This window comes from Trinickia diaoshuihuensis, from assembly GCF_003390925.1.
Lineage (GTDB): Bacteria > Pseudomonadota > Gammaproteobacteria > Burkholderiales > Burkholderiaceae > Trinickia > Trinickia diaoshuihuensis.
This window is the reverse complement of sequence record NZ_QUBS01000026.1, coordinates 104,235-115,725: the sequence shown is the minus strand read 5'-3', so window position 1 is coordinate 115,725 and position 11,491 is coordinate 104,235. Positions and strand designations below refer to the sequence as shown.

General features: G+C 62.9%; 9 protein-coding genes, 1 tRNA gene and 1 pseudogene. 5 read left to right on the top strand and 6 right to left on the bottom strand.

The features are described from left to right. The first annotated feature begins 31 nt into the window (after positions 1-31). Positions 32-2,194, top strand: a complete 2,163-nt coding sequence (locus DXT59_RS07575) for an AprA-related methyltransferase (protein ID WP_116136301.1) — start codon at positions 32-34, stop codon at positions 2,192-2,194. On the opposite strand, the gene rlmB is transcribed toward DXT59_RS07575, so the two are convergent. Both rlmB and rnr read right to left on the bottom strand, forming a co-directional pair. Beyond that, a complete protein-coding gene (gene rlmB, locus DXT59_RS07570; protein ID WP_116136300.1) occupies positions 2,184-2,927 on the bottom strand; it encodes a 23S rRNA (guanosine(2251)-2'-O)-methyltransferase RlmB in 744 nt (247 codons plus the stop codon). The genes DXT59_RS07575 and rlmB overlap by 11 nt on opposite strands. 24 nt (positions 2,928-2,951) lie before the next feature. After that, positions 2,952-5,417, bottom strand: a complete 2,466-nt coding sequence (rnr, locus tag DXT59_RS07565) for a ribonuclease R (RefSeq protein ID WP_116136299.1) — start codon at positions 5,415-5,417, stop codon at positions 2,952-2,954. Between the two features lie 241 nt (positions 5,418-5,658). Here rnr and DXT59_RS07560 point away from each other — a divergent pair. After that, a tRNA-Leu gene (locus tag DXT59_RS07560) sits at positions 5,659-5,745 on the top strand. Positions 5,746-5,792: 47 nt separating this feature from the next. Here DXT59_RS07560 and DXT59_RS07555 read toward each other — a convergent pair. Then, complete coding sequence (locus tag DXT59_RS07555; protein WP_162877986.1) at positions 5,793-7,019, bottom strand: inositol polyphosphate kinase family protein; 1,227 nt, start codon at positions 7,017-7,019, stop codon at positions 5,793-5,795. Between DXT59_RS07555 and DXT59_RS07550 the strand changes: the two genes are divergently transcribed. From DXT59_RS07550 to DXT59_RS07540, 3 genes and pseudogenes are all read left to right on the top strand, one after another. Continuing rightward, positions 6,972-7,613: a cytochrome d ubiquinol oxidase subunit II gene (locus tag DXT59_RS07550; RefSeq protein WP_338065155.1), complete on the top strand. Its 642-nt coding sequence runs from the start codon at positions 6,972-6,974 to the stop codon at positions 7,611-7,613. The two genes, DXT59_RS07555 and DXT59_RS07550, sit on opposite strands and share 48 nt — an antisense overlap. A 2-nt stretch (positions 7,614-7,615) precedes the next feature. Then, a pseudogene (locus tag DXT59_RS07545) lies at positions 7,616-7,831 on the top strand (FAD-dependent monooxygenase); the annotation flags it as partial. A 229-nt stretch (positions 7,832-8,060) separates the two neighbouring features. Further along, positions 8,061-8,921, top strand: a complete 861-nt coding sequence (locus tag DXT59_RS07540; protein ID WP_116136388.1) for a MurR/RpiR family transcriptional regulator — start codon at positions 8,061-8,063, stop codon at positions 8,919-8,921. A gap of 14 nt (positions 8,922-8,935) precedes the next feature. Here DXT59_RS07540 and DXT59_RS07535 read toward each other — a convergent pair whose 3' ends face one another. From DXT59_RS07535 to DXT59_RS07525, 3 genes are all read right to left on the bottom strand, one after another. Further along, positions 8,936-9,466, bottom strand: coding sequence for a GNAT family N-acetyltransferase (locus DXT59_RS07535; RefSeq protein ID WP_116136296.1), 531 nt, complete (start codon positions 9,464-9,466; stop codon positions 8,936-8,938). A 78-nt stretch (positions 9,467-9,544) separates the two neighbouring features. After that, positions 9,545-10,942: an ATP-dependent RNA helicase DbpA gene (gene dbpA / locus DXT59_RS07530; RefSeq protein WP_116136295.1), complete on the bottom strand. Its 1,398-nt coding sequence runs from the start codon at positions 10,940-10,942 to the stop codon at positions 9,545-9,547. Between the two features lie 62 nt (positions 10,943-11,004). Beyond that, on the bottom strand, positions 11,005-11,436 hold the full coding sequence (locus DXT59_RS07525) for a hypothetical protein (RefSeq protein WP_116136294.1): 432 nt from the start codon (positions 11,434-11,436) through the stop codon (positions 11,005-11,007). Between the last annotated feature and the right edge of the window lie 55 nt (positions 11,437-11,491).

Sequence of the window (11,491 nt, the reverse complement as noted above, 5' to 3'; positions counted from 1 at the left end):
ACAGCATACTCATTGAACCGACACCGCCACGATGGACACGTCCGCGCCCTTCGCCTTCGAACCTCGCCCGCTCGACAAACAACTCGAGCAATATCTGCACTCGCTCGACGACGCGAGTTGCCAACGTCTCGGTCTGCCGCCGGCCGGCAAATTGGCCGTCACGATTCGCCGAACGGCCGGACCGATCGAAGTCGAGTCCGCCGGCGAGCAAGCGCGTCTTTTGATCGACGAAGACAGCGCGCAGCGCGTCATCGCCTATACGAAAAGCTGCAATTGGGCCAACGGCGTAGTCCTCGTGCCAACGCTTGCACGGCTGGTGCTCGCCGGGGCATTCGATGGGCTAAGGCTTAACGAAAGCCGCGAATTGCGCGAGTGCGCGACGCGGCGCAAGGCGGATCCCCGTCCGAACCTCGGCTTGCTTTGGGGCGCATTCAACCTGCTGGCGCTCGCGGGCTGGGTGACCCTCGACGGCGGCGACGAAGACGCCCGATACCGCCTGACGGCCGCCGGCGCATCGGCCGTCGAGTACGTCGCGGCGAGCCCCGCGCTGTTTAAACGGTTGGCAGATGCCACTGCGATGCTCCAACACCTGCACGCGCTGTTTCATCGCCGGCGCGTGAATCCATTGGAAAGCGATGAATACGCCGGCCTGGTGCGTCTATGCCGCGCGGGGTGGCCGTTGCCGCAGCCGTCGAACGCACTCGGCCGGCAAGTGCGCGAACGCATGTGCACGGCGATGGACGGCTTACTGCTCGGTCCGACGTGGATCGCGCTCGATCTGCCGCTGTACGAAGAGGCGGGAAATCGCCGCGCCAAGGCGGCGCCGAGCATCCTCGAACGATTCGGGGAGCGCGCGAGCGGCGAGTGGGTCGAACTGCCGCGCGGTTGGCCGCAAGCCGATGCGGACACGCTCGAGACCGCATGGAGCTTAATGGAACACGCGGGAATGGTGGAGTTGGACCGGACCGGGCTACGCGTGCGGCTGACGCAGGCCGGACGTGTTTATCGCCCTATTGCCGCCCCTTACGCGGGACTGCCGAGCTCGTATTTGCGTTCCTATGCGGTACTGGACGAATTGTTGTTCGGCGACCCGGATCCGCTCGGCATCGACGACGACGGCCATATCGACCGCATCATGAACGTCCATGCATCGAGCGGCGCGGGCTCCGGACCCGCAAGCCGGGAAATCACCGGAAAGATCATTCGGCGGATATTCGACGAAACGCCGCTCGAAGATCAGCCCGCGGGCATTGCCGATATGGGCTGCGGCGACGCCACGGCGCTCAAGCGGATCGCCGAGTATGTGGTCCGGTCGACACTGCGCGGCCGGCATCTGGACGACTTTCCGCTACTGGTCGTAGGAGCCGACTACAACGAATCGGCACGTGCGCGCGCCACCGACACACTCGCGGAGCTGGCCGGAACGGACGGCCTAGCGGTGCGCGTCTTGGGCGCCGATATTTCGGATCCCGATGGCTACGACGCCGCGGTAGCCGCGAGCGGCCTTACCGTGCGCGACGCAAGCGGGTTCGAGCGCCCCGCTCGCCTCCGGGATCTGTTGCACACCAACATGTTTCTGCTGCATAACCGTCGATTGACCGTGCGCAGCCGCAAGGAGGCCGACGCCATTCTGGGCCGCAGCCTACGCGACGTCGATCCTGCCCGGCTGCGCGCGGTGATCGGCGCGCATTTCGGCACCACGTTGGATATCGCGCATGGCACGGCGCCCCTGACGCTGACGCAACTGAAGGCAGCCTTCCGCGTGGCGCATAGCGATGCGCAAGGACTTGTGCCCGGCTACGTGGCTGCGGCCGATTTGATCGAGATGATCAGGCGTTGGACACCGTACGTCCGCCACGGCTTCCTGGCGGTCGAGGGGCATAGCCCATGGGCCGAGCATTTGACGCAACCGCCGGGTGAGCCGGAGCACGGCGGCTATATGCGCACCGAACTGCTGCCGGCGGTGTTCAACTGGGGCATGCACTTCGTCTCGCGGCAATTCATGATGCCGTTCAACGAATACATGCTGGCGATGTGTCTCGCGGGTCTGAGCCCGCGCGCAGGCGTGTACGGCCGGATTCACCCCGAAGGGTTTCCCGGCCTCGATCTACTTAGCGACTACCGGTTTTTCAGCATCGCCGACTACGTGCCGCATGCGGCGCTCGATGGATCCGGCGGCTCGCTCAACCCTTGATCGCGCGTTGGCGCACGGCTTCGAACAGACACACACCGCTCGCCACGGAGACGTTCAAGCTTTCGACGGTGCCCGCCATCGGGATGCGCATGACTTCGTCGCAGGTATCGCGCGTCAAGCGGCGCATACCCTCGCCTTCCGCACCCATGACGATCGCGACGGGACCGTCGAGCTTCGTTTCGTAGAGCGTGGCTTGGGCATCGCCGGCCGTACCGACGATCCACACGCCGGCGTCCTGCAACTCGCGCAGCGCGCGCGCCAAATTCGTGACGGTGATATAGGGCACGGTATCGGCCGCCCCGCTGGCCACTTTGGCCGCGGTCGCGTTCAGGCCCACGGCCTTGTCGCGCGGCGCGATCACGGCATGCGCACCGGCGCCGTCGGCCACGCGCAAACACGCGCCGAGATTGTGCGGATCGGTCACGCCGTCGAGCACGAGCAGCAGAGCCGGCCCTTCGATGCCGTCGAGCAATTCCGCGAGGTTTTGCGCGAGCGGCAAATCGGTTGCGCGGGCAACGACGCCTTGGTGGCGCTCGGTGTGCGCGAGGCCCCATAGCCGCGTTTCGTCCGCTGCGATCAATCGCACGCCGGCTTCCTTGGCCGTTTGCAAGAACTCTTGCATACGGCGATCGCGTCGCGTGGCGTCGTAAAACACTTCCTCGACCGTCGACGCATCGTGCCGCAGGCGCGCGGTCACCGCATGAAAGCCGTATAAAACCTTAAGACGTGCCATAACTCTGTGAAATCGGTTGAACGATCAGCCCTTCTTTCGCGAGCGCGCCTTCGGTGCGCCCTTCGTTGCCGCGCCGCGCTTCCTCGCCGCTTGCGTGCGCGCGGCACGCGCTTCGACGACAGAGGCGGACTTGCCCGGCGCGGCCTTCTTGCGGTGCGCACCTTCCGCCGGCGGCAGCGCTCGCACGCGCGGGCCGCGCCCCGGCATCTCGGGCTCGCCGACCGGGCGCACCGCCGCGGCGCGCGGAGCCGATGCCGGCTTGGCGGGCGTATCGCGCACGAGCCGGAAGTCGATCTTGCGCGCATCGAGATCGACGCGGCTCACTTGGACGCGCACACGATCCGACAACCGATAGCGGATGCCCGTGCGTTCGCCGCGCAACTCGTTTTTGATCTCGTCGTACTGGAAGTAATCCGAGCCCAGTTCGGTCACATGCACGAGCCCCTCGATAAACAGAGAATCGAGTTGGACGAAGATGCCGAACGAGGTCACGCCGCTTACCATGCCGCCGTATTCCTCGCCCAGCTTGTCGCGCATGAAGTAGCACTTGAGCCACGTTTCGACGTCGCGCGATGCTTCGTCGGCGCGCCGTTCGTTGGCCGAGCAATGCAGACCGAGTTCCTCCCAGATCGCGGTGTTTTCGCGCGAGCGCGGACGCGTTTGCTCGTCGGCCTGCTGCATCGCGCGGGCGCGCGGCGAGAGCGCCGTATTCAGAACGACGCCGTCCGGCGCCTCGGGGCGATATTTGGTACCGGACAGAATCGCGTAGATCGCCCGATGCGTAAGCAGATCGGGATAACGTCGAATCGGGCTCGTGAAGTGCGCGTAAGCATCGTAGGCGAGACCGAAGTGGCCGATGTTATCGGGGCTGTAGACCGCTTGCTGCATCGACCGCAGCAGCATCGTTTGCAGCATTTGCGCATCGGGCCGATCGCGGATTTGCGCCATCAGCGCCGCGTAATCGCTCGCGTGCGGCGTCTCGCCGCCGCCGAGCGAGAGGCCCATGCCACGCAAGAACGTGCGCAAGTTCTCGAGCTTTTCGGCGGTCGGTCCCGCGTGAATGCGATACAGACCGGGATGCTTGTTGCGCTTCATGAAGTCGGCCGCGCAGACGTTCGCCGCGAGCATGCACTCTTCAATGAGCTTGTGCGCATCGTTGCGCTGGCGCGGCAGGATCTGTTCGATCTTGCCTTGCGCGTTGCAGACGATATAGGTTTCGGTGGTATCGAAATCGATCGCACCGCGTTTTTGACGCGCGGCGAACAGCGCCTTGAACACCCCGTACAAATTCTGCAGTTGCGGCACGAGCGCGGCGCGGCGCGCGGCTTCGGGGCCCTTCGTGTTCGAGAGGACCGCGGCCACCTCGGTATAGGTGAGCCGCGCGGCCGAGTGCATCACGCCCGGATAGAACTGATACGCCTTGATTTCACCGCGCGCGGTGATCAGCATGTCGCAAACGAGCACGCAGCGATCGACCTCGGGATTGAGCGAACACAGACCGTTCGAGAGCTTTTCCGGCAGCATCGGAATGACGCGGCGCGGGAAGTACACGGACGTGCTGCGCTCCACCGCGTCGGTATCGAGCGCGCCGCCGGGCCTGACGTAGTGCGAAACGTCGGCGATCGCGACGATGAGGCGGAAGCCATCTCCGCGTCCAACCTTCGTGGGCTCGCAATAGACGGCATCGTCGAAGTCGCGGGCATCCTCGCCGTCGATCGTGACGAGCGGCACGTCGCGCAGATCGACGCGATGCCGGATATCGACCGGGCGCACCTCATCGGGCAGTGCGGCGGCTTGCGCGAGCGCGGCGTCGCTGAATTCGTGCGGCACGCCGTACTTGCGCACGGCGATTTCGATTTCCATCCCCGGGTCGTCGATGTCGCCGAGCACCTCCACGACGCGGCCGAGCGGCTGCGAGTGCCGGCTCGGGAAATCGGTCAGCTCGACGACGACGATTTGGCCGACCTTGGCCTTCTTCGTGTTTTGCGTGACGAGGATGTCGTGATTGATCCGCTTGTCTTCGGGCGCGACGATGAGGGCGCCGTTTTCGTTGAGCAGGCGGCCGATGACGCGCTTGTTGGCGCGCTCGGTCACCTCGACGATGTGACCTTCGGGGCGGCCGCGGCGATCGTAGCCGACGATGCGGGCGAGCACGCGATCGCCGTGCATGACCTTTTGCATCTCCGCATTGGGCAGGAACAGATCGTCTTGGCCGTCGTCGCGGATGATGAACCCGTAGCCGTCGCGATGGCCTTGCACGCGGCCGGCGACGAAATTGGACGGATGGGCTAACTGATAGTAGCCGCGCTTATCGAGCCGAATCTGGCCGTCGCGCTCCATGGCGCCTAGGCGCTTGAAGAATCCTTCGCGCTCCTGGCGCTTGATCGACAGGGTCTCGGCAATGTCGTTGGCGGCGAGCGGCGTTTCGCTCGTGCGCAGCACGCCGAGGATTTCCTCACGGCTGGGGATCGGGTACGGGTATTTGCTCAAGGGGCGCTTGTCGATGATTGTTCTGGCTCGATACGTTAAGACACGGCAATGCGCGCCATTCTAACACCCGCTTGGGGCCTGGCGACGGCCGCTGGGTCCGCTTGCGCCTGTCGCAGCGTGCTTGCCGGCTGCGGGGCGAAATGGGGCACGAAGTGGCCTGCCGGAGAGAGGTGGCGCAAAACGCTTGACAGCGTAGTCTACGCCGTTTATAGTAGCGATCTTTGTTGCAAGACGCACACCTGCCCAGGTGGCGGAATTGGTAGACGCACTAGGTTCAGGTCCTAGCGGTGGCAACATCGTGGAGGTTCGAGTCCTCTCCTGGGCACCATATTTGAAAAGGTCGGCTTTTAGCCGGCCTTTTTCATTTCTTGCTCGTCATGTGCTGGCCGAAGACGCCAGCCCTTCCAGAATCGATTTTTGCGCCCGATCTATCAGCCAGTCTACAGATTTCACAGCCGCATCCTTCTTGAGAGAAAAATCGGGATGTGCCGCGGATTTATGAAAGCTGTGAGCCGGATCAATAAATTTCATGGAAATAGAAACATTTCCAGATCGATCTTCTACAGGTATGAACAAGAGACTGGAATCGACAAACGCGAAATCGGACTTTTGCATGGCGTCGCGCAAAACCTTAAGCTCGGAAAGCAGTTTACTCTTGTCCGTCACGCTATTGAACATGCCATCGACAGCCTGATTGGTCCGGGCCATTTGACGGATCTTGTCGAGATGACCGCCCTCATGCGTCACAAATGGTCCGCGTGACAGATTCATCAGTACATCCTTGGTTGCATAGTACGCCCGAGACTTCTCCGGGAAACCATTGATTTTCCTTTCGATCCGATCGCTTCTCAAAGCCTTATCCGACAGCTTGAAATCCTTGACGCGTAAATCCCCTCTGTTGACGACTCGCGACGACTCCGACTCAACAGCAGAAACTTCGTCGCGCAGGACAAGAAAGGCCGGCGCAGCAATCTTACCCGGCTGAGTGAATTCCAGCGGATTTCCCGCACTGTCGACGGTGCCGTAACAGTGGGGAAGGAACTTTGCCATTGCGTCATTTTTGCCGAGCATTTGCTGATAAGCCAGCGCCTCGTTGCTCCTGTCCAGAACCTTGATTCTGACGGGGATACTTTCGTCACCGTGTTTCAAGGTCGCTTTAAGCTGAACACTTCTACCTGCTTCTCCGGACCTTTGCGAGTACTCGATGCTATAGGCGTTATCGCCGAGGACTATTGTCTCCGGCCTACGCATCGGTAAGCCGCTTCCACTCAAGGCTGACGACGACCCGGGTATGGACTGCGGCTTCCCGGGCTGCGCGGATTGCGTTTCTTCCGAACCCAATCCCCCGGCTGTTATACCCGGGGTTTGTGCATTGACAGTGGAGGTCGATGCCTTCATCCACGGAAGACCGAGGATGCGTCTTTTCCCCGTCTCTGCAGCCGCACGATTCGGGTGTCCACCGAATGCACTGAGCGGCTGGAGCAAGCCTGATGCGGGCGGCCTTGTCGACGCAGATTCGCTCGCGGCGGTTTGCACCGTGGGCTCGTAAGTGCCGTGCCATGCACTCACGCCTGGCGACGGCACTCTCGCAATATCGCTCATAGCATCTCTTACCTGTTGGGTGGATGCGCCAAACATAACTGTCGAACGGAATACTCCTGTCAGGCAGCGCGAATTTTCGTTCCGAAGGACGAAGACGCGGAAGTTTGGGACCGGCCGGACATCAAGAAGACCGACGGGCCACTCGAACGTTGGGCACGCGGCATTGCATTACTGAGCGCGATATTTACCGCATCGAGCGCTTTGCTGCTCACCATCGGCACCTGGCTATATAGCGCTGTCGGACAGGAGCGATGGACCCACGCGCCTGTCATGCACTTGCTGTTTGGGCTCGGGGCGCTCGCGGCGCTGGCCTTCGCGGGCATTATCGGCACGCTGCTGACGGGCGGCTCGAGCGGCCCGTTCCGCGCGTCGGTGCTGCTATTTCTCGTGTCGTTCGCCGGACTCGCGATCAGCCTGTTTCCGTACTTCATTCCCGGGCGGCTCAAGGTGGTGGACGCGGCGTCCGACCCGGCCACCCTCGTGTTCATGTTGATCGGCATCGGCCTGATCTTTCCGGTCATGATCGGCTACAACCTGTATCAGTACCACCTGTTCCGCGGCAAGGTGGTCGCGGGGGACGCCGAAGGAGAGTAATCATAGAGCACAAGACACCGGGCCGAGCCACCGTCATCGGCGGCTCGCTCGGCGGCCTGTTCACGGCAACGGCGTTGCGGGCAATCGGCTGGCAAGTCATCGTATATAAACGTTCGGCGAGCGAGCTCGACAGCCGAGGCGGCGGGCTCGTGCTGAACCCGAGCGTACTCGACGCGTTCCGCTTTGCCGGCATCGAACATCCATCCGCGCTCGGCGTGCTGTGGCTAACGCTCGGGGCACGCATCATGGGCAGCGGCGACGCGCGCCTCACGGCATGAGGAGCGGATACCAAAGATAAGTCGCCCACGTCTTCGGACATCGATTGCAACAATCGTTGTAACATGTGCGCGGGATGCGCCCCGGAAAGCCGCCGCGGGGATATCGAAGGCGCGCCTACGGCCAGCGTCCTTGCTTTTCACCGTTCCCCTGCTTGCGCACACGACAGACGTGACCCACGATTTCGACGCTCTCACCACGCTCATCCGCGAGCGCTTTCCGTATTTGAGCCCGCAATTCCAGACCGGAGCGGCGTTCCTGCTCGACAATCCCGACGAGGTCGCGGTGCTGTCCATGCGCAAGATCGCGGAAAGAGCGAACGTCCAGCCGGCGGCCCTCGTCCGGCTCGCCCAACAGCTTGGGTATCCGGGTTGGAGCGAACTTCGCGAAGTCTTCGTGAGCCGCGTCCGGACACGCCCGGAACCCCTGACGTCTCGCGCTAAAACCTTGATCAAAGGCAGTTCGGGCGACTCGCTTTCGCATCGGCTGACGGCGGCTCAAACGCACAACCTCGAACTGACGTTCAGTCAAAGCGCACAAGCCGTCGGCAGCGCCGCCAAGCTGCTGCGCAAGTCGCCCCATGTGCATGTTGCAGGGTTTCGGTCGTGCTTCCCGGTCGCATTCGGCTTCATGTACGGGTATAGGCTATTTCGATCATCGGTCAGCCTTATTTCCGCCGAGGCGGGCACGCTCGAAATGCAACTGCGCGCGATCGAGAACAAGCACGCAACCGTCGTCGTGAGCTTTGCCCCTTACTCCGCGGAAGCCGTACGCGTCGCGCAGGCCGCAATCGATCAAGGCGCCAAACTGATTGCAGTGACGGACAGCGTCGTCTCCCCGATCACACTGAACGCGGACGAGGTTCTGCTGTTTTCGCACGAAACGCCTTCCTTCTTCCCCTCGCTGCTGGCCGCCAATGCGATTGCGGAGTTGCTGCTCGCCCAGTTGCTCTCGCTCGAAGGGCCGGACGCGATCAAGCGGCTTGGTCTAGCCGAGAGCGCGTTGCATCGACACGGCGCCTATACGTCCTGAGCGCGCCCTGAGTTCTACCCGACCACCCGCTCGCACACCATCGATTCCATGCCGCGATGCGTGACCTGTTGCAACGGGACGTAGCCGCATTTAGCCGCGACACGCAGCGACAGCGCGTTCTCCGGATCGATCAGGCAAATCGTTCGGTTATTCGGCCAGCGGCGGTCGGCCCAGCGGGTCGCGGCGCGCACCGCTTCAGTCGCGTAGCCCTTGCCGTGCACGCTCGGCAAAAGCGCCCAGCCGGCCTCGGGCGCCCCGTTCGAAAGCGCACCGAAATCGTGGTGATAGTCGGCGAACCCCACTTCGCCGATATAGCGCCCGCTCTCACGCTCGAGCACGACCCAATAGCCGTAATCGAGCAGTTGCCAATGACCGATGTAGCGCAGCAGCCGGGCCCATGTTTCCTCGCGCGTGAAGGGCCGTCCGCCGATGAAGCGCGTCACCTCCGGATCCGACCACATCGCGGCGCTGCTCTCGAAATGCTCGCGGCTCGGCAGCCGCAGCATCAGGCGTTCGGTATCGATTTGTCGATCGAGATGGATCATCGAAGTGGACTCGACTAAGAAAAAGGAGAAGATAATCGCCCGCTCAGTCGCCCACGGCACCGAGCGCCCCGTACCGCGTCATTCGTCCATCAAACGCACTTTGACTTTCTTGCCTTTGATTTTGCCCGCATTGAGTTTGCGCAACACTTCGCGCGCGATCCCGCGCTCGACCGCAACGTACGTCGAATACTCGGTCACATTGATTTTGCCGATCTGCGCGCCGCTGAAACCCGCCTCGCCGGTCAGTGCGCCCAGAACGTCGCCGGGACGAATTTTTTCTTTGCGTCCGCCCAAAATCTGGAGCGTTTCCATCGGCGGCAACAGCGGTTCCTTGCCCACGTCCGTGAGCTCGGCGAGCGCGTGCCATTCAACGTCGCGCTTTTGCGCTTGCTCGATCGCCCCCACACGCCCCATCTCGTTCATGCTCGCCAGACTCAGCGCCCAGCCGTCTTGATCCGCGCGGCCCGTCCGGCCGATTCGATGGACATGCACTTCGGGATCGGGCGTGACATCGACGTTGATGACGGCCTCCAACTGCGCGAAGTCGAGCCCCCGCGCCGCCACGTCGGTGGCGACGAGAACGGAACAGCTACGATTCGCGAACTGGATCAACACCTGATCGCGGTCACGCTGATCGAGCTCGCCATGCAACGCCAGCGCATGAAAACCCTGCGCACGCAATACGTCGAGCAAATCGCGGCATTGCTGCTTGGTATTGCAAAACCCAATCGTACTCACCGGGCGGTAGTGATTGAGCAACATGCCGACCGCGTGCAGCCGCTCGTCTTCGGTCACCTCATAAAAGCGTTGGCGAATCTTGCTGTCGTCGTGGCGCTCCTCGAGTCGCACCTCTTTCGGGCTGCGCAAGAATCGCTGGCTCAGCTTGACGATGCCCTCGGGGTAGGTCGCCGAAAACAACAACGTTTGGCGCTCCTTCGGGCATTGGCTCGCGACCGTGGCGATGTCGTCGTAAAAACCCATATCGAGCATCCGGTCCGCTTCGTCGAGCACGAGCGTATTGAGCGCGCCAAGCGCGAGGTTGCCGCGCGTCAGGTGATCCATGATGCGCCCCGGCGTACCCACGACGATATGCGCGCCATGCCCGAGGCTCGCGGTTTGCGGCGCCATCGGCGTGCCGCCGCATAGCGTCAGCACCTTGACGTTTTCCTCGGCGCGGGCGAGGCGGCGAATCTCCTGCGTGACTTGATCGGCAAGTTCGCGCGTGGGGCACAACACCATCGCTTGCACGTCGAACCGGCGCGCATCCAGCCGTGCGAGCAGCGCAAGCGCGAATGCCGCCGTCTTGCCGCTGCCCGTTTTCGCCTGAGCGATCAGATCTAGCCCGGCCAGGGCGACCGGCAAGCTAGCGGCTTGGATCGGCGTCATCGAGACATAGCCGAGCCGGGTCAGGTTCGCGAGCGTGGCCGGTGCGAGCGCGAGCTCGCTGAACGGCGTCGCCGCCGGGGTATTTGTCATGTCGTGGCGTTACATCAAATGAACGAACCGCGCGCTGTGCAAGGCTCAGGCGCGAGAAGCGATTACCGGTAGATCGTCTTGGACGATTGAAGCTTCGTCAAGATACCGCCCTTGAAACGGTACCATCCTTCGGGGCTCTGCATCACGACCTCGTCGCCTTGCCAAAAGACGCGTTGCAAGTTCATGCGCTTACCCGTGCGCTCCACGAGCGGTGGACGGCGGCGGAAGTCGTACAGGGCCGGCCCCGAATCGGTGGCGACCAGCATACGGGCAACGGCTTGGCCGGCCTCGCCCTCATCGTCGAAATGCACGAGTGCGCGCGCACCGAAGCGATCGAAAGCCGTTCCATCGAGCGAGGCGACGTAGTCACCGCCGACACGCTCGAATTGCGCGCTTCCCGCGGGCGTGACGAAGGGCCCTGACGCATCGCTTTGCGCGTGCGCCCCGGCCGCGAAAAACATGGCCGCTAGCACGCTGGGGAACAGTCGTCTCATTGATTCTTTCCGGATTCGGCGGACTCGGCCGCAAGCGCTTGCCCGCGATTCCCGC

What these genes read in the sequence shown, in the direction of transcription:
- DXT59_RS07575 (WP_116136301.1), top strand. Translation starts at nt 32, where the DNA reads ATGGACACGTCCGCGCCCTTCGCCTTCGAACCTCGCCCGCTCGACAAA.
- rlmB (WP_116136300.1), bottom strand. Translation starts at nt 2,927, where the DNA reads ATGGCACGTCTTAAGGTTTTATACGGCTTTCATGCGGTGACCGCGCGC.
- DXT59_RS07555 (WP_162877986.1), bottom strand. Translation starts at nt 7,019, where the DNA reads ATGAGCGATATTGCGAGAGTGCCGTCGCCAGGCGTGAGTGCATGGCAC.
- DXT59_RS07535 (WP_116136296.1), bottom strand. Translation starts at nt 9,466, where the DNA reads ATGATCCATCTCGATCGACAAATCGATACCGAACGCCTGATGCTGCGG.
- dbpA (WP_116136295.1), bottom strand. Translation starts at nt 10,942, where the DNA reads ATGACAAATACCCCGGCGGCGACGCCGTTCAGCGAGCTCGCGCTCGCA.
- DXT59_RS07525 (WP_116136294.1), bottom strand. Translation starts at nt 11,436, where the DNA reads ATGAGACGACTGTTCCCCAGCGTGCTAGCGGCCATGTTTTTCGCGGCC.